This is a genomic window from Microbulbifer maximicatervae (SeqCode) (assembly GCF_052467695.1).
Genome location: NZ_CP174320.1, coordinates 2,422,772 through 2,448,321, shown reverse-complemented (window position 1 = coordinate 2,448,321; position 25,550 = coordinate 2,422,772). Strand labels below are relative to the sequence as shown.

The 25,550-nt window shown below is 50.8% G+C and carries 16 protein-coding genes; 8 read left to right on the top strand and 8 right to left on the bottom strand.

Annotated elements, in window-relative coordinates; translation table 11 throughout:
• Positions 1-174: 174 nt before the first annotated feature.
• Together ACJJI8_RS10750 and sbcB are read right to left on the bottom strand one after the other, a co-directional pair.
• Positions 175-1,191, bottom strand: a complete 1,017-nt coding sequence (locus ACJJI8_RS10750) for an aspartate carbamoyltransferase (RefSeq protein ID WP_413664546.1) — start codon at positions 1,189-1,191, stop codon at positions 175-177.
• A 111-nt stretch (positions 1,192-1,302) separates the two neighbouring features.
• Positions 1,303-2,757 (bottom strand): exodeoxyribonuclease I, encoded by a 1,455-nt coding sequence (sbcB, locus tag ACJJI8_RS10745; protein ID WP_444935035.1) that lies wholly within the window; start codon positions 2,755-2,757, stop codon positions 1,303-1,305.
• Between the two features lie 142 nt (positions 2,758-2,899).
• Between sbcB and argS the strand changes: the two genes are divergently transcribed.
• From argS to ACJJI8_RS10720, 5 genes are all read left to right on the top strand, one after another.
• Positions 2,900-4,636 (top strand): arginine--tRNA ligase, encoded by a 1,737-nt coding sequence (gene argS, locus ACJJI8_RS10740; RefSeq protein WP_444895058.1) that lies wholly within the window; start codon positions 2,900-2,902, stop codon positions 4,634-4,636.
• A gap of 162 nt (positions 4,637-4,798) precedes the next feature.
• Positions 4,799-5,686, top strand: coding sequence for a dTDP-4-dehydrorhamnose reductase family protein (locus ACJJI8_RS10735; RefSeq protein WP_444935034.1), 888 nt, complete (start codon positions 4,799-4,801; stop codon positions 5,684-5,686).
• A 181-nt stretch (positions 5,687-5,867) separates the two neighbouring features.
• Positions 5,868-7,346, top strand: a complete 1,479-nt coding sequence (locus ACJJI8_RS10730) for a nucleoside hydrolase (RefSeq protein WP_444935033.1) — start codon at positions 5,868-5,870, stop codon at positions 7,344-7,346.
• 495 nt (positions 7,347-7,841) lie between these two features.
• Positions 7,842-10,733 (top strand): aminomethyl-transferring glycine dehydrogenase, encoded by a 2,892-nt coding sequence (gcvP, locus tag ACJJI8_RS10725; protein WP_444935032.1) that lies wholly within the window; start codon positions 7,842-7,844, stop codon positions 10,731-10,733.
• A 160-nt stretch (positions 10,734-10,893) separates the two neighbouring features.
• On the top strand, positions 10,894-11,244 hold the full coding sequence (locus ACJJI8_RS10720) for a hypothetical protein (RefSeq protein WP_444935031.1): 351 nt from the start codon (positions 10,894-10,896) through the stop codon (positions 11,242-11,244).
• 251 nt (positions 11,245-11,495) lie between these two features.
• Here the strand turns inward: ACJJI8_RS10720 and ACJJI8_RS10715 are convergent, their stop codons facing one another.
• The 5 genes from ACJJI8_RS10715 to purU all read right to left on the bottom strand — a co-directional run bounded on the left by ACJJI8_RS10715 (position 11,496) and on the right by purU (position 18,262).
• Entirely contained in the window at positions 11,496-12,815 is a 1,320-nt protein-coding gene (locus ACJJI8_RS10715; RefSeq protein WP_444935030.1) for a glycosyl hydrolase family 18 protein, read from the bottom strand.
• Positions 12,816-12,928: 113 nt separating this feature from the next.
• Positions 12,929-15,736, bottom strand: a complete 2,808-nt coding sequence (locus ACJJI8_RS10710) for a TonB-dependent receptor (protein WP_444935029.1) — start codon at positions 15,734-15,736, stop codon at positions 12,929-12,931.
• Positions 15,737-16,116: 380 nt separating this feature from the next.
• Entirely contained in the window at positions 16,117-16,848 is a 732-nt protein-coding gene (locus ACJJI8_RS10705) for an AraC family transcriptional regulator (RefSeq protein ID WP_413664535.1), read from the bottom strand.
• A gap of 87 nt (positions 16,849-16,935) precedes the next feature.
• The gene (locus ACJJI8_RS10700; protein WP_444935028.1) at positions 16,936-17,352 is read right to left on the bottom strand and encodes a hypothetical protein; all 417 of its coding nucleotides are present in this window, start codon (positions 17,350-17,352) and stop codon (positions 16,936-16,938) included.
• A gap of 70 nt (positions 17,353-17,422) precedes the next feature.
• Positions 17,423-18,262: a formyltetrahydrofolate deformylase gene (gene purU, locus ACJJI8_RS10695; protein ID WP_444935027.1), complete on the bottom strand. Its 840-nt coding sequence runs from the start codon at positions 18,260-18,262 to the stop codon at positions 17,423-17,425.
• 83 nt (positions 18,263-18,345) lie between these two features.
• On the opposite strand from purU, the gene pepQ reads away from it, so the two are divergent.
• Both pepQ and ACJJI8_RS10685 read left to right on the top strand, forming a co-directional pair.
• Positions 18,346-19,647 carry a Xaa-Pro dipeptidase gene (gene pepQ / locus ACJJI8_RS10690; protein WP_444935026.1) on the top strand — a complete coding sequence of 434 codons (1,302 nt, stop codon included), beginning with the start codon at positions 18,346-18,348 and terminating at the stop codon, positions 19,645-19,647.
• Positions 19,648-19,852: 205 nt separating this feature from the next.
• On the top strand, positions 19,853-21,904 hold the full coding sequence (locus ACJJI8_RS10685) for an amidohydrolase family protein (protein WP_444935025.1): 2,052 nt from the start codon (positions 19,853-19,855) through the stop codon (positions 21,902-21,904).
• A gap of 82 nt (positions 21,905-21,986) precedes the next feature.
• On the opposite strand, the gene metE is transcribed toward ACJJI8_RS10685, so the two are convergent.
• Positions 21,987-24,221, bottom strand: a complete 2,235-nt coding sequence (metE, locus tag ACJJI8_RS10680) for a 5-methyltetrahydropteroyltriglutamate--homocysteine S-methyltransferase (RefSeq protein ID WP_444935165.1) — start codon at positions 24,219-24,221, stop codon at positions 21,987-21,989.
• Positions 24,222-24,393: 172 nt separating this feature from the next.
• On the opposite strand from metE, the gene ACJJI8_RS10675 reads away from it, so the two are divergent.
• Entirely contained in the window at positions 24,394-25,353 is a 960-nt protein-coding gene (locus ACJJI8_RS10675) for a LysR family transcriptional regulator (protein ID WP_444935024.1), read from the top strand.
• The last annotated feature ends 197 nt before the right edge of the window (positions 25,354-25,550 follow it).

Sequence of the window (25,550 nt, the reverse complement as noted above, 5' to 3'; positions counted from 1 at the left end):
TCTGGCTCAACGCCAATATTTGGATATTGAGTGCCACAGCGAAAAAGCAAAATCACTTTAGCATTCACGACACCCTAGACCGGAAACAAAAAACCCCGGCTAATTCCATCAGATTAACAGAATTAGCCGGGGCCTTGTTTATTTCCACCGGGATTTACGCCCAGTTGAGTAGTTTTATACCCGATTGCGTCGGCTATACCAGTTCACATCGCGGGAATATTTATCTACCTGATTCTCAACACCCAGCAACATGGCAAACAGAGCCATACGCACCAGCAAGCCATTATCGGTCTGGCGGAAAATTGCCAGACTCGGATGTTCATTCAGGTCGGTATCCAGTTCGTTCGCCTCTGCGCGTGAATCCCGTGGCAAGGGGTGCATGATTACCGTGTTAGGCTCTGCGTGGCGGGTAAAAATAGCCTTATTCAGGCGGAAGCGCCCACGGTAGCGGTTGGCTTCTTCCTGAGAGGCAAAACGCTCTTCCTGGATACGGGTGGAGTAAACAATATCCACATGGGAGATAGAGGATTCCAGCTGATCGGTAACCGTCACCTCGTGCCCCGCCCCGCGCAGCATCTCCACAATCATTTCCGGCATCGCCAGTTCCGGTGGAGAAACCAGGGTAATCTGCACCTTGCCAAACAAACACAGCAGTTTGCACAGGGAGTGCACCGTGCGGCCGTGCTTGAGGTCGCCGATCATGGCGATACGAAAATCATCCAGGGTGCGGCCGTGCGCAGCCAGTTCCTTGCGAATGGTGTAGAGGTCCAACAGTGCCTGGGTGGGGTGTTCATTGGCGCCGTCGCCGCCGTTGACCACCGGCACACGACTCGCTTCAGCAAACTCAGCCACCGACCCTTCTTTTGGGTGGCGCATACAAATCACGTCGCTATAGCCCGATAGCACTCGGGCGGTGTCGTAAAGGGATTCGCCCTTTGCCATAGCGCTGGCAGTAATTCCTACCGTTTCACGTACAGTACCGCCCAACAGATTAAAGGCGGCTCCAAAACTCAGGCGAGTACGAGTGCTCGGCTCCATAAACATATTGCCGAGAATCGCCCCTTCCAATACTCGCGTTACCTTTTCACGCTGTGCATAGGGGGTCATGGCGTCAGCTACATCAAATACACGCTCTATGTCGGCGCGCTCAAATTGGCTGACCGACAGAATATTGGCTCCGATAAAGTCCATGGTTACTCCAGTGGTTGCGCCTTGTGGGCGCCGGGTATTCGCGAGCGGCATTCTACTCGGGCACCAGGAAAGAGCCCAGAGGAAGAACGGCCGCTGACGTGATTCGACACATTAGGCGAGTAAGCTATCGCCCCAGTTCTCCAGCTCTGTAATCAGGGAGATGCGCTCCGGGTGCTGAACCCGCAGCTCAGACAGCTGGCGGAAGTAATCTTCCAGGGTGATTGAGGCCCCGGCAGTAGCGTCAGTTAAGCGCTGGAAACACCAGATCTGCCAGCGCTGGTGCTCTTCCTCAGACAGGGTCTCGGGGAAATTGCGCGCCCGCATACGGAATAGCAGCTCGGGTAGGCGCTTATCGGTGAAAGGCACTTCACCCGCCAAAGCTTCCGGACCTCGGGCCGCCAGTCCACGGTGCAGTTCACGGCAGATATCGCGGTCAGAGTCGCTGAGGAATCCACCGTAAAGGTCCGCTTCCACATCTCTCTCAGGGAATTCCCGATCCAGGAATACGTTGTGCAGCTTTTCCGTCAAATCGATATCTTTGAGCTTCTGCCAGTTCGCCTCACAGGTTGTGCGATCGATACCCAGCTCTGCGGCGCGCTTGTCATCCAGCATATTTGCAGGCGCCAATACCGGGCACTTGTTCAAATGCACCAGTTTCAGCCCTACCGGCAACTCGCCCTCACCCAGCTTGTCGCGAGAGGTGTATAGGCGCTCTCGCAGAGTGTCTGCATCCAGGCTGAGTAATGGCTCGGGGTCCATCGCCAGGTTGGCAACAATAACCGCATTGCGGTTAACCGGGTGACTGGCCAAGGGCATCACATAGGTCAAGTGACCATGGTTAGCAGAGACCTTGCCGGAAATATGCAATAGCGGACGGCGCTCGCGCATATCGATCATCTTGGCGGCCTCCTGCTTGCGGCGCAGGCGGAACACATAATCGTACAGCTTTGGCTGCTGATTGCGGATCAGCCTCGCCATATCAATGGTGGCGTGCACATCCGACAGCGCATCGTGGGCGCCCTCGTGGGAGATCCCATTGGCAGCGGTCAATTCTTCCAGGCGGAAGGACGGCGCACCGTCCTCACGGGTGGGCCACTGGATTCCCTCTGGGCGCAGGGCGTAGGTGAGGCGCACCATGTCAATAATGTCCCAGCGGCTGTTGCCGGAGCGCCATTCCCGCTCATAGGGATCGAGCAGATTACGATAAAGGGTGTAGCGAGTTACCTCGTCATCAAAACGCAAACTGTTGTAGCCCACCCCACAGGTGCCCGGCGCACCCAGCTCGGCGAGGATGCGCTGGATAAACTCTATTTCCGGCACTCCATTGGCCAGGGCTTTCTGCGGGCTAATGCCAGTCACCAGGCTCGCCATCGGCTGTGGCAGGCAATCCACTGAAGGGCGGCAGTAAATCATCAGTGGCTCGCCGACGATATTCAGTTCTTCGTCGGTCCTGATACCGGCAAACTGCGCCGGCTTGTCGGCACCCGGGTCTGTACCCCAGGTTTCATAATCGTGCCAATAAAGTGTGGTAGAACTCACGGTACCTCCATAATTTGGCGGCATCATACCACCGAGAACCTCCTCGTCTGGACACCCAAGTCGAGATTTCGAGCACTCCGGACCAACTCCTTTGCCAACGCTGGTTGCAAAGCCGCCACCGCCCATTAAAATTCGGCGTTTCCACGAATTTAAGACAGCACTTCACTCTATGAATATTCGCCAGCTCCTCACCGACAAATTCCAGGCCGCCATGCTCGCCGCCGGTATCCCCGAAGAATGCGGCCCGATTGTGGCACCTGCGAAGAAAGCCGGATTTGGCGACTACCAGGCCAATGGCGCTATGGGCGCTGCCAAGCGTATGGGCACCAACCCGCGTGAGCTGGCTGGCAAGATCCTTGAGCAGCTGGATAAGGGCGATATGATCGAAAAGGTCGAGATCGCAGGCCCCGGTTTCTTGAATATTCACTTGAGCGAACAGTGGCTGAGCCAGCAGCTATTGGCCGCCCAAGGCGACAAGCGCCTGAATATCGCCTCGGTTGAAGAGCCCAAGACCGTAGTCATCGACTATTCCCATCCCAACCTGGCCAAAGAAATGCACGTAGGCCACCTGCGCACCACCATTATCGGTGATGCCCTGGCACGCCTGTTGGAGTTCCAAGGTCACAAGGTAGTTCGCCAAAATCATATGGGCGACTGGGGCACCCAGTTCGGTATGTTGCTGGCACACCTTTCCGACAAGTTGGCAGACAGTGATGCAGAAGTGGCACTGGCCGACCTGGAAGTCTTCTACCGCGAAGCCAAGGTTCGCTTTGATGATGAAGAAGGCTTTGCCGATCGCGCCCGTGAATACGTTGTAAAACTGCAAGGCGGAGATGAGCAGTGCCTGAAACTGTGGAAGCAGTTTATTGATATCTCTATCAGCCACTGCGAAGAGATCTACTCCAAACTGAATGTCACCCTTAAACAGGAAGACGTTTACGCTGAAAGCCAGTACAACGATGATCTGCCGGTGCTGGTAAAAGAGCTGCTGGATAATGGAATCGCCGTTGAAGACCAGGGCGCGATCGTTGTTTTCCTGGAAGAGATGGCCGATAAGGAGGGCAACCCCAGCCCGATGATTATCCAGAAGAAAGGCGGCGGCTACCTATATGCCACCACCGACCTGGCCGCTATCCGCTACCGCGCCAACCAACTCAGTGCCGACCGTATCCTATATGTTGTTGATGCTCGCCAATCCCTGCACCTACAACAGGCCTTTGTCGCCTCGCGCAAAGCGAGCTTCCTGCCGGAGTCGGTTTCTCTAGAGCATTGCGCTTTTGGCACCATGATGGGCGACGATGGCAAACCATTTAAAACCCGCACCGGCGGCACCGTAAAACTGGCAGCCCTCCTGGATGAAGCAGTAGAGCGTGCAGAGAAACTGGTGGCTGAGAAAAACCCGGAGCTGGATGAAAAAACCTGTGCAGAAATCGCGCGCAAGGTGGGCATCGGCGCGGTGAAATATGCGGACCTAAGCAAGACCCGCACTAACGATTACATCTTCAGCTGGGAATCCATGCTGAGCTTTGAGGGCAATACCGCCCCCTACCTACAGTATGCTTACACCCGCGTACGCAGTATTTTTCGTAAAGCTGGTATTGAGCCGAGCGAGCTCAAGGGCGATATCCAACTGGAAAGCCCACAGGAACGCGCCCTGGCAATTAAACTAAGCCAATTTGGCGAAGTACTGGACCAGGTAGCCAAAGATACCTTCCCGCACGTACTCTGCACCTACTTGTACGAACTGGCCAGCGCCTATATGAGCTTCTACGAAGCCTGCCCAGTATTGAAAGAAGGCGTAAGTGAACAGCAGAAGCACAGCCGCCTGCAATTATGTAATCTAGTGGCCAGCACTATCGCTACTGGCCTCGATCTGCTTGGCATTGAAGTGATGGAGCAGATGTAAATTGCTCCAGCCCGGTATCACCTTCTGTAACTTTTCAGATAGGCAAATCGGGCAGCACCCGGGTAGGCGGCCTTCAGTTGTGGCCTACCCAACCATCCTGCACCATCTTTTATCCCACTCAGGCCACACGTTTCCCGCCAGCCTGACAAAAGGAAATCACCCGTGAAAATACTGATTACCGGCGCCTCCGGCCTATTGGGGCGCAGTGTATTTAAACAGCTTTCCAGCAATCCGATTTTTTCTGTTACCGGTACCGCCTTTTCCCGCGCGGGAGATAATTTAATTCGCCTGGACTTGTCCGATAGCGAAGCAGTGAAGACCTGCCTGCAACAGGTTAATCCCGATATTGTCATTCACTGCGCCGCCGAGCGCTGGCCTGATCGCTGCGCCGACAGCCCCGACACCGCCTGGCAGCTCAATGTCAGCAGCACAGAATTCCTGGCGAAATACTGTAACGAAAACGATACACAATTAGTGTATATCAGCACCGACTATGTTTTTGATGGCAGCACCCCGCCCTACAAAGCTGATGACAATCCCAACCCGGTTAACTTCTATGGCCGCAGTAAATTGGCAGGGGAAGAGGCGGTACTGAATAACGGCAACCACTGGGTATTGAGGTTGCCCTGGTTATTCGGGCCCGTTGCCTATCTGGAGGAATCCGGTATCACCGCCCTACTGGATACTTTGCGCGAGCAAAAGCCAGTCACGTTGGATCACTGGGCTATTCGTTTTCCCACCAGTGTTGAGGAAGTGGCTGAAGTACTGGAGCAATGCCTGCTAAAAATTCGTAGTGGTATGAATTTTGAAGGCATTTACCAGTGGAGTGGCGATACGGCCTGCACACGCTACGAGCTCGCACACATTATTGCCAAGGCTTGCAACCTGAATGCCGAACACCTGAGCGCTGAAAGTGAACCCAATTTTACAGTGCCACGCCCTTACAATTGCCAGCTGGATAAATCAAAACTGACAGGTATGGGAATTAGCGGTAGTGAACCCCTGGAGCAACAGCTATTACGAAATTTAAAGCCATTTATTGAAGGCTGATTTAAACAGCTTTCAGACAAAGCGCTACAGGGAAGTATCGCTGCCGGCCATGTTCCGGCTCACACCTGTGTAATACCGTTAACTCATACAACAAACGGTGCTACAAGGTGGCAATCGAGTAGATCAGGGAGGAGCTATTGGATTGCCGAGTAAAACCACTCGAATATTTAGGGAAGGATAAATGAAATTAAAACACTGGTTCTCTGTAGGAGCTCTGGTACTGGGCAGCCTAACCACATTGGCTTCTTGCAATGCGGATAGCGGACCTCACAGCAAGAAACCACACCAGGCCATCAAGATCGAGAACGCCCAACCCATTATCTGGATTGGCGACTTCAATAACTTTGACGATGCCGTAGCACTGATGCTAATCGCCAAAGACCCACGCTATACCCTGGAGCTGGCTGTCGTTGAGGACTCTTTCAATACCGTAGCGCACGGGGCCAACACTGTTTACAACATCCTCGAATGGCTGGGAAATAATGATACCCAGGTTATTCGCGGAGCCTATTTTGCCACAGAAGAAGTCGCCTACGGCGCAAACGGCAAAGCTTCAGTACCTCCGGTAAATGACGATAAGACCGTACTCGGCAGAGAAGACTACCAACTACCCAACTCCTCCGATTTCTCCACCGGCACCTGGAACCTGGAGCGCCGCAACGCCATGGGTATTAATCTCTACGGCCAGTATGTACCCGGCCCCTGGCGTGACAACGGCTCCACCTTGTATGGAACTGACCACCTAATCCCGCGCGCAAAACAGGAGCACTACCGCTACCAAGGTAACAATGGTGTCTCCTTCAATTTTGAGCTGGCCGAAGACATTATCCTGGAAACGATGGATAACCTGGAGCAACGCCCAATAGTTTTCAACACCGGTAAACTCACCACCCTGGCCCGGGTACTTGGCAAAGCCAGCGAAGAACAGCTGGCTAAAATTGACCGCGTTATTATGATGGGTGGTGGCTTTGAGAATTATGAGCCGTTTACAGAGAATCACGAAGCAGCCTGCTTTGGCGATAAATCTAGAAATCTGGGCGGCAATATTTTCTCCCACCCCAGCTTCGGCTGTGACAGCGACTTCAGTACCCATCAGGAGTTCAATATTCTGCTCGACCCACTGAGCGCACAATGGACCTTCGACGCCCTGAGTGAAAATAGTATTGAAACCTACCTGGTTCCGACCAACTCAACCGATATGGCCAAAGTACAAGGCAGCACCATCGAAGCCCTCGCAGAGCGCCGCGCAACTCCGGAAGCCTGCTACACCTCCCAACTCCTCAGTTCCATTCGTGAATTTGAGGGTGGGGATTTCCAGGGTAATGGTGACTTCGCCATGGATGCCGTTATTCGCCTGTGGGACATTATTGCTGCCTTGGTACTGTTGGAGCCTGAAACTTTAGAGATGGATTTGGTACCCGGATTTATCGAAGTAGACCAGTTAAATGCCGGACTGGCTGACAGTATGACTCCTTATGATCCCATCACCTTCGACCCAACCGTGGGAAAAACCACCCTTGCTGAAAATGGCGAGGGCTTGCCAGTAAATGTGGTTATGGGTATCAACCACGATGCCGCCCGTACTGCGATGATTGAGCGCCTGCGTGATCGTTTTAATGCGGCGCGGAAGGGAGCTAAGTGTCGAGCTAAACAGCGTTAACAAAGAGATTGTTAGTGCATAGGAACCTTTTGACTACTCTGTATTGCTCTTGTGGACTTTTCAGAGGGTTCCTAAACCTATCAAAGCGTCTATAGCCAACCTGTTCCACTTTCGAGGCCATCTAAACTCTCAGATGACACCTTTCGTCAAATCCACACCATCCTGTGTAGAACAAAATCGTCCCAGCCAAAATATCACAGGATTTAACCCACTTTTTGAGCCCAAATTTAGCAGTTTCCTCGCTCAAATCCCGCAGATTGCCCCTACTCGCCCCGGTTGCTAAGATGCGCGCCTGCCGCTATGGCCCGGCTTCCCCTTTGATTCCATATTGCGACACTGGGGCTGCCTGCAAACCGATTTTCCCAAGCGTTACCCTCGCCTATCCGCAACGCGGAGGCCCGAGGCTTTCCACAGGAAAAGCGGTACTGAGGCCAGGTGCTATTTTTAACCGCGAGCGCACCGCGACGACTCCCTGCGACTACAGGAACGAAGTTTATGACCCAACCATCGCTGCAGCAGTTGGAACAACACGACGCCTTTATCCATCGCCATATTGGCCCCGATGCCAAACAGGTAGAGGCCATGCTGGAAACCCTCGGAGTTGCCAGCCTCGAAGAGCTGATCGAGAAAACCGTGCCCGAAGCCATTCGCAAGACCGATGAGCTGGATCTGGCTGACGCGATCAATGAAGTTGAGGCCCTCGCAGAGCTGAAAGATATCGCGGCGCGCAACAAGATCTACCGCACCTTTATTGGTATGGGTTACCACGACACCATTACCCCCAATGTGATCCTGCGCAATGTGCTGGAGAATCCGGGTTGGTACACCGCCTATACCCCTTACCAACCAGAAATTGCCCAGGGTCGCCTGGAAGGCCTGCTGAACTTCCAGCAGATGATTATGGACCTCACCGGTATGGAATTGGCCAACGCCTCCATGCTGGATGAAGGTACCGCAGCAGCTGAAGCCATGGCCATGTGTAAGCGCCAGGTCAAACGCAACAAATCCAACGTCTACTTTGTAGACCAGGACTGCCACCCGCAGACCATCGCCGTCGTTAAGACCCGCGCCGAGCACTTCGGCTTCGAGGTCGTTGTCGGCGATGTGGAAAAAGATATTCCCGCCGAGCTGTTCGGTGCCCTGCTGCAATACCCCGGCAGCACCGGTCGTGTACGCGACCTGACCGACATCATCACCAAGGTGCACGAAGCCAACGCCCTGGTAACTGTGGCCGCTGATCTGATGAGCCTGGTAGCCCTGCGAGCACCGGGTGATATGGGCGCAGACGTAGTTGTTGGCTGTAACCAACGCTTCGGCATCCCCATGGGCTACGGTGGTCCCCACGCCGGTTTCTTCGCCTTCCGCGAAGCTTACAAGCGCTCCGCACCGGGTCGTATTATCGGCGTTTCCGTCGATAGCAAAGGCAAGCGTGCCCTGCGCATGGCCATGCAAACCCGCGAACAGCATATTCGCCGCGAGAAAGCCAACTCCAACATCTGTACTTCCCAGGTGCTGTTAGCGGTAATGAGCGCTTTCTATGCGATTTACCACGGCCCTGAAGGCCTTAAAACCATCTCTGCCCGGATCCAGCGCTTGGCAGATATCCTCGCTTCCGCCCTGCAGCAGGAAGGCTTCAATCTGGCCCACGACAGCTGGTTCGATACCCTGAATATCACCGTTGGCGCCAAGCAGGAAGAGATTTACCAGCGCGCCCTGGCCGCTGAGATCAACCTGCGTAAAATTGGTGAAGACGCCCTGGGTGTGAGCCTGAGTGAGACCGCCACCCTGCAGGATGTGTCCGACCTGATCAATGCCTTTATCGGCACCGAACACAGCATCGACCTGCACACTCTGGACAGCGAAATTGCCAGCAAGGGCTCTCTGGGTGTACCCGCCTCCCTGGTGCGCGATACTGAATTCCTGACCCACCCGGTGTTCAATACCTACCACTCCGAGACCGAGATGCTGCGCTACCTCAAGTCTCTGGAAGCCAAGGATATCGCCCTGAATCATTCCATGATTCCCCTGGGCTCCTGCACCATGAAGTTGAATGCCACAGCCGAGATGATCCCGGTCACCTGGCCCGAGTTCGGCAAGCTGCACCCCTTCGCACCAGTAGATCAAGCGGAAGGCTACGCGGAAATGTTCAGCCAGCTACAGCAAATGCTGTCCGCCTGCACCGGTTACGATGCGGTGAGCCTGCAGCCCAACGCCGGTTCCCAAGGTGAATACGCAGGCCTGGTTGCTATCAAGAAGTACTTCGAAGCGAAGGGCGAAACCCAGCGCGACATCTGCCTGATTCCCGCCTCTGCCCACGGCACCAACCCGGCATCCGCCATGATGGTGAGCATGAAAGTGGTAGTGGTTGCCTGTGATGATAAAGGCAATGTGGATATCGAAGACCTGAAAGCCAAAATCGAAGAGCACGGCGACCGCGTTGCCGCACTGATGGTCACTTACCCGTCCACCCACGGGGTGTTCGAAGAAGGTATCCGCGAAGTTTGCGACCTGGTACACCAGGCTGGCGGCCAGGTTTATATCGATGGTGCCAACATGAACGCCCTGATTGGCGTCGCAGCTCCGGGCCAGTTCGGTGGTGACGTATCCCACCTGAACCTGCACAAAACTTTCTGTATTCCTCACGGTGGCGGCGGCCCCGGCATGGGCCCGATCGCTGTTGGCGAACACCTGAAGCCCTACCTGGCGGCCCACCCGGTGACTGAAGTACCGGAAACCAATCTGGATAACGGCACCATCTCCGCTGCTCCCTGGGGCTCCGCCAGCATCCTGCCGATCAGTTGGATGTATATCCGTATGATGGGTAAGCAGGGTATGAAGCAGGCTACCGAAATGGCAATCCTGAACGCCAACTACGTAGCCAAGAAGCTGGGTGAGCACTACTCCCTACTCTACACCGGCACCAATGGCTTTGTTGCCCACGAGTGCCTGGTTGACCTGCGCCCACTCAAGGAAGCCAGCGGCATCACTGAAGAGGATATCGCCAAGCGCCTGATGGACTTTGGCTTCCACTCCCCCACTATGTCCTTCCCGGTAGCCGGCACCCTGATGATCGAGCCTACCGAAAGCGAATCCAAGGGTGAACTGGATCGCTTTATCGAAGCAATGGCAACAATTCGCCAGGAAGTGGAAGATGTCACCAGCGGTAAATACACCCCTGAAGACAACCCGCTGCACAATGCACCTCACACCCTTGAGGACGTGATGAACGATGAGTGGACCCACAGCTACTCCCGGGATATTGCTGCGCGCCCAGCAGCATGGCTGAAAGAGCACAAGGTGTGGCCGGCCGCTAATCGTATCGACAACGTCTACGGCGACCGTAACCTGATTTGTTCCTGCCCTCCGATTGAGAGCTACGCTGAGTAAGATCTAACACTCTCACAGATGGATTTAAAAGCGGGCTTAATGCCCGCTTTTTTCACCCGGCTTGCAATCCAGTTGATTGACATTAACTTCATCCAAACTTAGCCTCTTATAGCTTGCAAGTAACCTAACTTGCTTAAGCCTCTCCAAAAAGGACTTCCAAATGAAAAAAACCTCTATTGGCCTACTCTTTCTGTGCACTTCTTTTTCATCAATAGTATCGGCAAGTGTCGGAATGCCTAGTTATCAAGTTTCTGAAACAGTAGGCGTTTTGCCCGATGGAAGATTAGAGATCAATTTTCCTCAAGCTTTTAATTCCGCATGCACAGACGGAGACGGCAAGCGCATATATGTTGAGGTCGGGAATTCGCAGGAAGTAACTGAAGAATCAATTAAACTAATACAAAGCATAGTTCTGGCAGCTCACGCGGCTAGAAAACCTATTAAGTTCTGGTATGATCGACCAAACAATGGATCTGTTTGCGAAGGTGGCAAGGTAGTAATGGCTTCGTAAAGTTGTTTCTACGTACTGATTAGGGGAAGCATTACTTTTACTAGTGTAAAAATATATCAGGCTATCCCCGCTTGACTCGAAAAATGAAAGTTGGCCCAACATAGTAATTTTAAATAAGTATCAGAATCAATAATTGAGCACACCCTTTTCACTCCCTTAAACTACTTTTCAAAATCCATTTTTTATTAGAGCTGCCCCGCTTCATCGACTAATGCCAATTTCCACGGGGCTATCAGCCAGGGTTTATATAATCACTTAAGGCAATTAGGGACCTCTGAAGTACCTGGCCATATTGTAGAAAGGTAACTGCTAGAATCTTTAGTCACATTAAATATCATAGTGCCGCCACCCAGGTTATTATTTTCATTACAGGAAGCTAATGCACTTGCAGCGGAAGCGCCATTCAACACAGTAGAAGCGCCAACACCCAATTTGGATCTATCGACCCCCAAGTTTAAGTACTTCTGAACTCGTGAAGTGCAACTTGAGCCCAACCAATAGCTCATCTCCCAACCATAAGTTAATTGGTCGCCCAGTTTCTTCCCATTCCATTCAGCCTGAAAAGCATCGGTATCACTCCAAAGTGCTTTAGAAATAATTTTGTTAGGCATCTTCTCTCGCAATGCACTAGTCACTTTTACCAAGGAGTCAGAATAGGTTTGGCTGCACTGTGAGTACTCATCATCAATATCAATACCATCCAACCCATACTGATCCACGGCATCTTTTAGCTGCTGAGAAAAGTCATCAGCGGACTGCTCATCGGCAAAACAGGACCAACCTGCATTTTGGTGATTTCCGAGAACGCTGAGCACCACTTTCGTACCCTTGTCTTGCAATTCTTGTACTGTACTCAAATTGTTATTGAGCAAGTCTGACACTTGGTCATTAAAATGCAGTACAGCTTTCTGACCATCGTAATTAACATTTGCCGCGAAGATCACAGCTATATCAAACAACTGGCTGCCATCGCTCTCTGTAAAGCAGCCTGCATTGCCCAGGTTATTACTATTAACTTCTACGTAAGCAACTTTAGGCGCTGACACACTTTCCTGAGGAGTATCAGATTTACACAGAGTTGAGCCCAGCTCACGGATTTCATTCTTACGTGAACCACACCCATACCCGCTGCCATCCATGGAGGCATTATCGGCAAGATTTGCAATTTCCCAGTCCCCCAGGATGGAACACAGCTCATCCTTATAGATTTGAGCCTCAAGATAGGTGACCGGGCTTGCATCAGTTGCACAGCTGCTTCCACTAACAACATGAGGCGCTGAAGGTTCGGATTTACACAATGTCATGGATAATTGGCGACTTTCATTACTCGTCAATTGGCAATTATTTCCCAGATGTTCTATTGAGGACCCGTCTGATAAACCAACCAAATCACCATTATTGAGAAGATCACAAAATTCATTAGGATAATTAAGCGCTTCAGAATAGCTTACTGTTGTAGTGTCCGAGGGACAGTCATCCGAATTGACCACTTCAATATCTGCGTATGCACCAGTCTGAAATAAAATGGTGGCACAAGCAGTCTGCATTGCTCTACGTGTCGATTGTTTCATATTTATGCTCATTTTTATTATGTGGTTATGTAAATTCTATAATCTAATATCGATAGTCAAAAAAAATGGTGTAGAGCTTACACTCTACACCCAACACTACGATCAACGAGGTATTAGAATTTATAGTTTGCACCAATATATAGTCTGCGCCCAGAGTAATTATAATAAGTCATTCTGTTTTCCTGCTTCCAGAACCCCTCTGCCTTTTCCTCCGTTAAATTAATGATAGATGCCGTGAAATTTAGGTTTTCATTGAAGGTAAAGCTGGCATTAAGATCAAGCTGCCCATAAGCTTTATCATATAAATTATACCCTTGGTGAAGCCCCCCAGCTCGATCATCTTTCCAGTTATAAGATGCTCGCACACTGTACAAATCATTTTCATAATAACCGGAAAGATTGTACTGGTGCTTAGCCGTTCCAGGAATTTCTGCCTCAGTTTCTTCACCATTAACAAACACCCCTGAAGTACTGGTGTCGGTGTAGGTATAATTTGCCATTACACCAAAACCACTTTCGAACGCGTGTTGTGCAAACAGCTCAACGCCTCTTGAAGTTGCCTCAGCACCACCCGTTTTTGTGGTCATGTCGACTTCAATGGGTCCATTGCAGCAATTGTGCTCACGTAATACAACTTCAGTTGTGGTTATAGGAAGGTTGCTGATATCCTTACTAAATAATGTTGCCCCAAGTGCGGAAGCATCAAAGTAATACCATTCAATTCCCAGGTCGAATTGATTGGAAAGCATCGCTTCTAGCCCAGTATTTGCTGAAGTGCCAGTCCCACGGCCGGTCCAAGAATCCGGCGAGTTAATATTTACAGGGGGGCCATAAGACTCAGCCTGCCCCAAATCAGCATAACTAACTCGAGACATGGTTTTTGCTGCAGCAAATCGTATTACAAGGTCATCAGTTAGATCCCAGGCAATATTCAAACTTGGCAGGAAGTTTTCACTATCAGCACTTCGGTTATTTGCATTGGTGATATCTGTCTCTTGACCAATGATGTCATCGTACGTCGAGGTAGTTAAGTCGGTATTAACATAGCGGACACCAAAGTTACCCCGGAAGGCTTCCCATTCAAAATCTGCCTGTGCGTAAAGTGAAAATATTTTCTCCTCGATGGTATAGGTACCGGATAAGACAGGAACTACAGTCCGGGTAAAATTATCACTAACGTAGGCTTTAAGCGCATCTATATCAAAAGGCAGATAGTTAATAGCCCCGGTATCGCCTGCGCTATTATCGATTACGCTGCCGCCAAGTAAGATTGAAGTGTCTGGATGAAAATCCGGGTTGTGGAACCATTCGGTACCCGACAACCACCCACGATAACCACCGTTATCCGAAATACCGTCATCCCACAGGAAAGTATCTCTTAGGGACTTGGCTTCATGATCCCGATATTTAGTACCGACATAGATTTTGTTAACTATTCCCCAATTGGTATCAAATCCCAGGTCAAGCTGATAATAATCTTCCCTATCCCGATTTTGGGTAGCGTCAGAACTAAACCAGTCATAATATGGATAGGCCTCCTGATCCGAGGTGAGATCTGTAGAGATTTCGTAGCTAGGTTCCCCGTCGGCAATAGACCACAGCCAACTATTTACGGAACCATAACGTGCATCCATATTTGCCATGATTCTTTCGGAGACACCTCCTTTTGCAGAGCTGCGCCCAATATTCACTGCTGCTGTGTAAGAATCACCTTCATACAGAATTTCGAGGTCGAATGTATGAGATTCTGATTCACCGTAGCTATCCTGCCCGGTCAATTGCGGAGACATTAAGCCTCGCTCTACCTCAACACCACCATTGACATCAGCATCGCCCCAGTTATCAGCATTTAGCAAGCCGTTATCACCGTTGCCATAGGTGACCACGGTATCCCCTTCCAGCTCAACGCCAAAGTAGGGGTTATGGTTATCATTCCATTCAGCTAAGGTGAGATTCTGACTACGGGTATCGTATCCCAACTGGGAACCGAAATAGTTCAGAGAAAATTCCAAACGCTCAGTTGGCCGCCATTGAGTAGTAATTTGATAACCATCCCTGGCCCTATCCTGCTCATGATTACCAATACCCATAGCTCTGGGCGCCCAAACATTGTTGTAAACTTCACCAGTTTCCTGGTCAACAATTGCCGGACGCTCAGCACCTTCAACTGTATCTGAATGGAATCGCCAATGGCTCGCGTAGTTTTCAATTGAGGTTAAGGTTCTGTCCTGCTTGGTATATCCAGCCAGGATACCAAAGGTTTCACTCTCATTTTTCCAGGAGTAAAAAGCACTATATTGAGGTTCCCACTGCTCATTAGTATCTGAGTAAGTGGTTTCAGTAGTTATAACACCCTCACCAGAATCCATTTCCAGAGGCTTACGACTGTGTAGAATAACCGTTCCGCCAATTCCTCCTTCATCAATTCTAGCTTCCGGGCTTTTGTAAACTTCTACTTTGCTAATCATGTTGGATGGCAGCAAAGTGTAATTAAAGCTTCGAGATGGCGCTTCTCCATCAGAGGTTGCAATGTAGTTTCCATTTAACTGAGTCAAGGTCCACTCGGCACTGGTGCCACGAATACTGACTCGACTACCCTCTCCACCACTGCGTGTAATTGTGATCCCTGGCACGCGCTGAAGAGAGTCTGCAACATTCTTATCCGGGAACTTGCCCACATCCTCGGCGGTTATCGCGTCTACAATAGCATTAGAATCCCGCTTAATTTCCAGGTTTCTGGTATTACTCTCAAGAATTCCGATTACCTCAATTTGATCCATCGGTTTGTCTTTCTCAGAGATATCATCAGCAATCGCCACGCTACTAATGGCTAATGAAATAGCGGAGACTAGCGATTTCTGCTTAATCTCCCGGCTCCAGATTTTGACCGTGGTTCGTCTATTATTCTTGACTGTTTTCATAGTATCCCAACTTTCTTTTCTTATAAGTTTTTTAAAAGAGCCCCTCTCCAAATTGGAGAGGGGCGAGAAACCGTCAGGGGACCCTAAACCCCGTAATGACAGTCCACTTGTTGAGCACTAAAACCCTAAGAAAAAAACGGGATAAGGGGGTAATAGAAACTGAGACAGGAATAGAACAAAATCGGCGTTTGGAATTTTGGAGGACACTAAGGGAAAGGTATTAGAAGGTATGAAAGGCCAAAATTCGATTATGGATTTACAGGATATTCAACAAATAGATAAACTATTTTTAAAGAGAAGAAAGCCAGCACCAAACCATTTCAATAAAAAACTTCTATTGATTATCCATCTCTAAGTAGTTCAGGAATGGCCTATCGCATTCAAAGTTGAGACTGAACTTCTTCTCTATAAATAGCGGGAAGCTGCCCAAACATGGTCTTGAAATGTCTACTGAAGTAACTGTGAGATGGAAATCCGACACGGTATGCGATTTCAGAAATTGGCCGCTGAGTGTCCACCAGCATACGACGGGAGTTCTCTAACCTAACCTCCCTGACAAACTGCATTGGAGTTTTCTCCAAATACTTTTTAAATCGCCTCTCAAGGGCGCTAACAGACAAACTGGCTACCTCTGCTAGCTGTTCGACAGTAATCGGCTGACTGTAATTATTTTTAATATATTCAACAGGCTTTTTCAGCTTATCCATTCTGGAGAGCGTTTTGACCGTTTCATTAAGGTCGCGAGCTACGCCATAGGTACCAATAATTTTTCCAGTGGAATTCTTTAGTGGGCGCTTGGATGTCGTAAACCAAACCAACTCTCCACTTTTCCCTATATTCAACTCCAGTCGATCTGTAATCGTTTCGCCCTCCATCACTCTTTGGTCATCACGCATATAGTTTTTTGCGAGATAAGAGGGGGAAAAATCCATATCAGAGCGGCCCACAACCTGATTAAGGGACCTGCATCCAACATGCTCAATAAACTCTCGGTTACAATGTACTACGTAACCAGAATCATCTTTTACCCAAAAAATAATATCTGATATTAAATCAAAAACCGCAATAATCTGCTGGGTAGACACCATTTCCAATATTGATTCAGACTTCATTATTATTATCTGCAATAGCTGGTAAAGAGCCCCTGTCTTTTTACATCGGCTTGAATTACTGCACAGGTCTAGCAAGCAGAAAAGACACTAAAAAGCGCCTTCTCGGCACTCTCCCCGCACCTCACCCCCATCTGCAGAAATAACCCGTTCAATTTCAAAATAGCCACGCTCACAGAAACCGGTTTCCAACATCTTTTGCTCGAGAGCCCAATCTAAATAACGCTCTACTCGGTCACTTGAACGGCCTCCCAAACCGATTGTATCCCGCTGCATTCGACGTTGAGAACTAGGCTGGTTTGAAACTGGGGGAGGAAGATCCTGCCGATCCTTCTCAAGAGTAAATGTAAAACGCTTAGCTCCGTTTTGAGCAATCTCAGTTACAAACGACTCTTTCATTCCGGGAATCGGCTTGTTACTGGAACAGGCACTGAGAAAAATAGGTAACGCTAGGCCAGCGGCAATAAATAAGCGGGCCTGAAAACTGCTAATATTTTTATTATTCACTCAAAATCCTCTCTAAACACTAACCAGCTTTACTACATCGAGCGCAAAGTTAGTATTGTTTACTGCGTTTCTATTTAAATACCACTGTTTTATTTCCGTGTATAAACACTCGTTCCTGCAAAACTAGTTGCAGCGCTCGAGTCAAAACCAATTTTTCAACATCCCTACCTGCATCCGCCATGGTTTCTGCAGAATAGGCATGATCCACATGTATTACATCCTGTTCAATGATCGGCCCTTCATCCAGATCGTCGGTAACAAAGTGAGCTGTGGCTCCAATAATTTTTACTCCACGCTCGTAGGCCTGCTGATAGGGCTTGGCTCCAATAAATGCGGGCAGGAAAGAATGGTGGATGTTGATAATGCGCCCACTATAGCGAGCAACAAAATCAGGGGTTAGCACGCGCATATACTTGGCCAGCACCAAATAATCTGGATTGTACTCATCCACTAAGGTGGCCACTTGCTGCTCGTGAGCTCCGCGCTCCACCCCCTCAGCAGAAATACAGTGGAAAGGAATATCAAACTTCTGTACCAGCCCCTCCAGATCCGGATGATTGCCGATAACAGCCGCGATCTCCACATCCATAGCGCCGGAATAGCACTTCATCAGGATATCACCCAGGCAGTGGGGCTCGCGGGTAACCATCAGCACCAGGCGTTTCTTCCGCTCTATGGATACCAGGCGACGCTCTGCCCCCTGGGGCAGCGTCATATCCAGATCTTCCAGGAAGGTGGTATCGTTAAAGATACCCTCCAGGGCAGTGCGCATAAAGAAGCGCCCCTCAACCCGGTCCACAAACTCATCATTCTTGATGATGTTCAGCTGGTGCTTGTAGCAAATATTGGTAATCTTTGCGATCAGCCCCTTATCATCGGGGCAGTCGGTCAGCAGTATCTTCTTTTCCATGGTCAAATTTCAGGCCAAATATCCAGAGTCCAGACTATACACTATGCCGACTTTACGATTCAGCGATCCATTCCGGGGAGAACATGGATAAAAACCTTTACGCCGATCATATGGCCACCCTGTGCCGCCGCTACGACGAAATCCTCGAACAGAGCGGGTTTGATACCCTCAACGTATTCAGTGGCGCTCCCAGGGTGCAGTTCCTAGACGATAACTATTACCCGTTTAAGGTGAATCCCCACTTTAAGGCACTGGTTCCCATTACCGACAACCCCCACAGCTGGGTTATCTATCAGCGCGGACAAAAGCCAAAGCTTTTGTTCTACCGCCCAGTAGACTTTTGGCACTATGTACCGCCGGCACCCCAGACCTTCTGGAGCGATTTCTACGATATCGAGCTACTGAGCAAGCCGGCCGATGCCCAAGCGTTCTTGAGCCCGGAGAATGCCGCTTTTATCGGTGAGAGCGACAAGCTGCAAGGCTGGTCACTGGGGGAGGAAAATCCGGAGCTTCTGATCAACCGCTTGCACTGGGCCCGCGCTTATAAAACGCCTTATGAGGTCGCCTGCCTGCGTGAGGCGAACCGTATTGCGGTCAATGGGCACCGCGCCGCCGAACAGGCTTTCCGCAGTGGCGCCAGTGAATTTGAAATCAATCAGGCCTACCTGGGCGCTGCAGGCCAGGGTGAGAACCGTATGCCCTACGGCAATATTGTTGCCCTGAATGAACACGCCGCAATCCTGCATTACACCCACCTGTCTACTGAGCGCCTGCCTGAGCCGCAGCTGAAAAGCTTCCTGATCGATGCGGGTGCTGACTGCAATGGCTACTGCTCTGATATCACTCGCACCTACGCCTATGCCGATAATGAGTTCGCAGAGCTGGTAGCGGGTATGGATGAAAAGCAGTTGCAGCTGGTAGACGGCCTCAAGCCTGGCCTGCCTTACCCGGAACTACATCGCCAGTGCCACTTCAACGTGGGAGAGCTGTTGGCCCAATTTGGCATAATCAAAACCTCTGCCGAGAATGCCGTGGAATCCGGCTTAACTCGCCCCTTCCTGCCACACGGCCTGGGTCACTTCCTCGGCCTCCAGGTACACGATGTCGGCGGTCACCAAACCGGCCCCGATGGAGGCACGACACCCCCACCGGCCGAGTACCCGTTCCTGCGCACCAGCCGAACTATCGAGGAGAACCAGGTATTTACCATCGAACCTGGACTCTACTTTATCGATAGCCTATTGGGAGAGCTAAAAGACTCAGACCTCGCTGCCGAGGTTAACTGGGATAAGGTCGACAGCTTCCGCCCCTACGGCGGCGTGCGTATTGAAGACAATATTGCCGTACACGCAACCGGCAACGAAAATCTTTCTCGCACCCCTTAGTTCATAGACTAAAGCAATATTGTGAGAGTGCTTACAAGTAAGCGCTCTCGCAATACCTTTACCTTACTCAGAAAGTTAAAACATTAAAGAACGCCCTACCGCTCCCGCTTTTCCTCTCGCCGCTTGCGCCCCTGAGCTGCTTGCCCCCTCACCGAAAAAAAGCCAAAGTCCATCACCGGTATTACAACAAGAAAAGGGACAGTTCATGAGAAAAAAAACACTGGCAACGCTTATCGCAGCCACAGTTCTAGCCGCAGCCAATAGCGCTTATGCAAAATCAATCGAATATATTTTTTACGATAAAGAGGGCATTGCTGGCTCTGAAGTTATTCATCAGGATGGAACAAAGGTATCTGGTGAATTAAAGCTCGGCTGGAATAACCGTCGCCTAAACCTCAAGGAGAGCTTCACTATCGGTGAGGCGGCAATGCCCGAGCAATTATCCATTGAAGGGATCAGCCCATTTGGTGCTCCAGTCAGCGAAGAATTTTCCCTGGAAAATGGTGTCGCTCGCTGGAAAGGTTCCGATGAACATGGCAGTGCAAAAACTTCCGAAGCCCAATTTTATATTCCCAAGAACAGTACCCTTGCCGTACAGACGCAATTGGTAAAAGCACTGATTGCCGATGCAGATCAAAATATTGATTTACTGCCGCAAGGAAAAGCACGCCTCCATAAGCTTGATAAAGTGACCCTGCAACAAGGCGAGAAAAAGAAAACGGTCCATCTTTACGGCGTAAGCGGCCTGGGCTTTACCCCAGATCTCGCCTGGTACGATGACAATGGGGATTTATTTGCCTCCGACGAAGGGGGATGGTTCGCCATCCTGCGCAAAGGTTGGGATAAATCTCACCTCGAAGAACTGAAAACCCGGCAAGTCGCAGCCGCAGACCAGTACCTGCAAGGTATTGCCAAGAAACATACCCACACATCAACCCAACCGATCCTGATCAGCAACGTCAACCTGGTTGATGTTGAATCTGGCAAACTGCAGAAAAAGCACCATGTTCTGATCAAAGATGGAAAGATCGCAAAAATCAGTAAAAAGCCGATCAAAGCCAACGGGGCAACCACCATTGATGCTCGTAACCATACGCTGATCCCCGGCCTCTGGGATATGCACGCCCACTTATCCCCTACCGATGGTGTTCTGAATATGGCCGCTGGCATTGTCAATGTTCGCGACATCGGTAATACCCATGAAAGTATCATGCGTATTGAAGGGATGTTTGAGTCAGAGCAAATCATAGGCGGCGACCTTTTCCGTGCGGGCTTTATGGACCGGGAAAGCGAAAATGCCATGCGAATGGGCAAGACTGCGGACAGCCTGGAAGAAGCCAAGGATATTGTCGAGTGGTATGCCGATCGCGGCTATCAGCAAATTAAAACTTACAGCTCGATGGAGCCCGAGTGGATCGCTCCCTTAGCCAAGCATATCCACGAAAATGGTATGCGTTTGTCCGGTCATATTCCTGCATTTATGACCGCCGAAGAGGCAGTGGACGCGGGCTTTGATGAAATTCAGCATATCAATATGCTGTTTCTGAATTTTATGGGCAAGATAGATACCCGTAAAAGACTGCGCTTTACAGAAATCGGAGAGCACGCCCACGAGCTGGATCTGGATAGCAAAGAAGTGGCTACTTTCCTGGATAAGCTAGCCAAAAAAGGCACTGTCGTAGACGCAACCACCACCGTATTCAGTTCGATGTTACTGCGCCAGCCGGGCAAAGTAGATCCTGAGTTTGCCGATATTACCGACCACCTTCCAGTCAATATCCAGCGCGCCTTTGTTGGGGCCGAACTGGATGTGAAGCCGGAACACCGGGATGACTACGACCTTTCAGCGGAAGCCCTGCTGGCCATGATGCTCAAACTACACGAGCACAAGGTCACTATGGTCGCGGGCTCCGATGGCATCCCCGGATTTACCCTGTTACGCGAACTCGAACTCTATGCCAAAGCAGGTATTCCCAATATTGATGTACTGCGCACGGCTACACTGGTACCGGCGCAGGTTATGGGGGCCGACGAGTACACTGGCAGTATTGCGGTGGGTAAAAATGCAGACCTGGTTTTACTGGAGGGAAATCCCCTTGAGGATATCACTGCGTTACGTCGCACTGCACTGGTTCTCGAGGGACAAAATATGTATCGCCCGGATGAGCTTTACACTGCCTTGGGTATTAAACCTTTCCACCCTTCAGTGCCATTTGAATTAAATAATACTACTACAGTAGCCACCAAGTCCGAGTAAGTTAAAAAAACAGAAGCGGAAAAAACAGAAAAGAAAAAACCGGCAATCCAAATGATTGCCGGTTTTTTTATTTCTAAATTGGCTAGGCCAGTTCTGTGCGCACAGTGCGCGCAGCCTCTACCATATTCAGTAAGGATGACCCGACCTCAGCCCAGTTACGGGTTTTAAGGCCACAGTCCGGATTTACCCAGAGTCTTTCAACCGGCACCACTTGTGCAATTTTCTTAAGTCGCTCAACCAGCTCCCTCCTTTCCGGCACATTGGGTGAGTGAATATCGTAAATGCCAGGTCCAATTTCATTGGGGTAACCACCGGCCTTGTCGGCAAACGCGCTGAGTAGGCGCAAATCGGAGCGAGCTGATTCAATAGTAATTACATCCGCATCAAGGGAAACAATGGCATCCATAATTGCATTGAAATTGCTGTAACACATATGAGTGTGGATCTGGGTTTCCGCTTTTACTTCGCTACAGGTGTAGCGGAAACACCCTACCGCCCAGGCAAAATAATCCTGGTGCTCAGACTCTCGAAGGGGAACTCCCTCACGCAAAGCCGGTTCATCAATCTGGATAATCCCGATACCGGCCGCCTCAAGATCCAGCACCTCCTCCCGCAATGCCTTGGCAATTTGCAGACAGCTCTCACTGCAGTGGATGTCCTCCCTCGGGAAGGACCAGTTGAGAATTGTGACCGGGCCGGTGAGCATACCTTTTACCGGCTTATTAGTTAGGCTCTGGGCATAGCTACTCCACTCTACTGTCATAGCGTTAGGTCGGGAGATATCACCAAAAATTATCGGGGGTTTCACACAGCGAGAGCCATAACTTTGCACCCAGCCATTACCGGTGTGTACAAAACCATCCAGTTGCTCCCCGAAATATTCCACCATATCGTTGCGCTCAGCCTCACCATGCACCAGTACATCCAGACCGAGTATTTCCTGACGACGGATAGCTTCGGCAATTTCAGCGCCTAGATGTTCTAAATAATCCGCCTCAGAAATCTCGCTATTGCGGTACTTGCGACGCACACCGCGCAAAAGATCCGTCTGTGGGAATGAGCCTATTGTGGTGGTGGGCAGCAGTGGTAATTTCCAACGCTTGGCCTGTACTAAAGAGCGATCCTGAAAGCACTGTTGACGCCAAGTATCCCGTAATTGATCAACAATGGAGCCCTCGGCTACACCACTCTCTCCGCCTGAGACAGGGATCTCTGTGTCCTCATTGAGCAGCTGCTGTAATTGAGCCAACTCCTGAAGTTTCTGGCGGCTGTAAGCGAGCTTCTGTTTTTGCTCACTGGGCAGCTTGACCTCCGTTTCCAGATCCACAGGGCTGTGGAGCAGGGAGCAACTCGCTGATAGCCACAGGCGATCTCCCAACTGCTTCGCCAAAGGCTGCAAAGTGCCCTGCCAGCGGCTGAGGTCTGCTCGCCACACATTCCGTCCATTAATCACACCCGCAGACAGAACCTTGTTCTTACCTGCCAGCTGGGCCGCAGCTTCAAGTTCTTCAGGTGCGCGTACACAGTCAATATGTACCCCGGACACAGGGAGGGAAAATACCAGCTCCAAATTCTCGCGCAAAGGTGAGAAATAGGTAGCCAGCAGTGTATTCACCCCCGGGGCTACTGCCGCAATCTGCTGGTAGGTGCTATCAAAAGCCCCACGCCATTCATCCGGCAGATCCAGGCCTAGTATGGGTTCATCCAACTGCACCCATTCAACTCCGAGGTCAGCGAGCTGAGACAGCAACTCGGCATAGCAAGGCAGGAGTTTTGGCACTAAATCCAGAGGGCTATCCACACCTCGCCCCAGCCACAGGTAAGTGAGTGGTCCGATAACCACCGGCTTGGCTTTGTAGCCCAGGGATTGGGCTTCCCGCACCTCGTCAAGTAACCACTCACTATCCAGGGAGAACGCCTGATTATTGGAGAGTTCAGGCACCAGATAGTGATAATTGGTATCAAACCACTTGGTCATGGCACTAGCCGCTACCGGCTGTCCCGATGGAGCGCGACCGCGGGCCAAGCGGAAATACTGGTCCAGCTTGTTGTCTGCCGCCCCCTCTGCAAAACGCTGGCCGACCACACCAAACATCAGGGAGTGGTTCAGAACCTGGTCGTACCAGGCGAAATCTCCCACAGCCACACGGCTCAAACCGGCCTCACTTTGGGCCTGCCAGTTACCACGGCGTATCTCTGTGCCCACTTGCAGCAACTGCTGCTGGGGCATATCACCGCGCCAATAGGCTTCTTGCGCTTTCTTTAGTTCGCGATTGGCTCCGATACGCGGATAGCCGAGGATATGTGTTTGCACCATGGCCGCCTTCCCAAGCTCTTTCCTGTGAGGGGAACAAAGTTGCCCCATTGAAAAATACCCCGCAGCTGCGATCTCGGTAACGGTCGCATTAGCGAGAGTCCTGACTTGATTGTGTGCGCACAGTACTGTTCAATCAATTTCATATTTTTTGCAAATAACATGAATAATTTTAATGATGATTGAATTGCGCCATTTGCGTGCGCTGAGTGTATTGCGTGAGACAGGCAGCTTAGTACGCGCAGCAGAGCGCCTTCACCTGACCCAGTCAGCTCTTTCGCACTTATTTCGCGAAATGGAGGACCGGCTCGGCCAAGAACTGTTCATACGCAAATCCCGGCCTCTGCGATTTACCAGTGCCGGTCTGAGACTGCTGCAGTTGGGCGACGACATACTGCCCCAGGTAGCTATAGCACAGCGGGACCTGTCCCGGCTGGCATCTGGGCAAGCGGGCAGGCTCAATATCGCTATCGAGTGCCACAGCTGCTACCAGTGGCTGATGCCCGCACTGAATACCTATCGAGACGGCTGGCCAGAAGTGGAACTGGACCTGTGCAGCGGCTTCCACTTCGATCCCCTGCCCGCGCTGGTGCGCGGCGACCTGGACCTGGTTGTCACTTCCAACCCGGACTCGGATCTCAAAGGCTTACACTACGAGCCACTATTCAGCTTTGAAATGTGCCTTGCCATAAGCCGCAAACACCCACTTGCGCAGGAGAGCAAGCGGCGCTGGGTAGAACCGCAGGAATTGGCTGGTGAAGTCCAGATTACCTATCCGGTTGAGCGCGAGCGGCTAGATATCTTCCAGCACTTCCTCGACCCCGCTGGAATTGAACCCGCAGAAGTTCGAACCGCAGAACTCACCGTGATGATGGTTCAGTTAGTAGCCAGCGGCCGAGGGGTTTGCGCCCTGCCCAATTGGGCGCTGCACGAGTACCTGCAAAAGGGGTTTGTTTCCCAATTCCAGCTGGGTAAAGAGGGCCTTTGGAGCACTCTCTACGCGGCAGTGCGGGAAGATATGCTCGAGCAACCTTATCTCACAGACTTCCTCAAAACCGCACGGGATACCAGCTTTGCCAATCTGCAAGGTGTGAGAGCGGCCAAAACCAGCCCCAGTGTGGCAGAACCTGCCTAACCACTTACAAAAGTTAACTGGGCGGCTTAAGCCTTTGCGGAAATAATGACTTATTCAACCTCAGCACAATTATCAAACAAACTGAATATTTTCAGACCAAACAAATCAATGGTTTGGTCTGGCCGGAGAGGCCGGTAAAATCACACAAATAACTATCGGCATTGGCCTGTACCCGGCCAAATGCCTGGACTTTGTAG

Bases quoted from the DNA above. Each gene is read 5' to 3' on its own strand.
- gcvP (WP_444935032.1), top strand. From the start codon at position 7,842: ATGACCCAACCATCGCTGCAGCAGTTGGAACAACACGACGCCTTTATC.
- pepQ (WP_444935026.1), top strand. From the start codon at position 18,346: ATGGATAAAAACCTTTACGCCGATCATATGGCCACCCTGTGCCGCCGC.
- ACJJI8_RS10750 (WP_413664546.1), bottom strand. From the start codon at position 1,191: ATGGACTTTATCGGAGCCAATATTCTGTCGGTCAGCCAATTTGAGCGC.
- argS (WP_444895058.1), top strand. From the start codon at position 2,900: ATGAATATTCGCCAGCTCCTCACCGACAAATTCCAGGCCGCCATGCTC.
- ACJJI8_RS10705 (WP_413664535.1), bottom strand. From the start codon at position 16,848: ATGAAGTCTGAATCAATATTGGAAATGGTGTCTACCCAGCAGATTATT.
- ACJJI8_RS10685 (WP_444935025.1), top strand. From the start codon at position 19,853: ATGAGAAAAAAAACACTGGCAACGCTTATCGCAGCCACAGTTCTAGCC.
- purU (WP_444935027.1), bottom strand. From the start codon at position 18,262: ATGGAAAAGAAGATACTGCTGACCGACTGCCCCGATGATAAGGGGCTG.
- metE (WP_444935165.1), bottom strand. From the start codon at position 24,221: ATGGTGCAAACACATATCCTCGGCTATCCGCGTATCGGAGCCAATCGC.
- ACJJI8_RS10715 (WP_444935030.1), bottom strand. From the start codon at position 12,815: ATGAAACAATCGACACGTAGAGCAATGCAGACTGCTTGTGCCACCATT.
- ACJJI8_RS10720 (WP_444935031.1), top strand. From the start codon at position 10,894: ATGAAAAAAACCTCTATTGGCCTACTCTTTCTGTGCACTTCTTTTTCA.
- sbcB (WP_444935035.1), bottom strand. From the start codon at position 2,757: ATGATGCCGCCAAATTATGGAGGTACCGTGAGTTCTACCACACTTTAT.
- ACJJI8_RS10730 (WP_444935033.1), top strand. From the start codon at position 5,868: ATGAAATTAAAACACTGGTTCTCTGTAGGAGCTCTGGTACTGGGCAGC.
- ACJJI8_RS10710 (WP_444935029.1), bottom strand. From the start codon at position 15,736: ATGAAAACAGTCAAGAATAATAGACGAACCACGGTCAAAATCTGGAGC.
- ACJJI8_RS10675 (WP_444935024.1), top strand. From the start codon at position 24,394: ATGATGATTGAATTGCGCCATTTGCGTGCGCTGAGTGTATTGCGTGAG.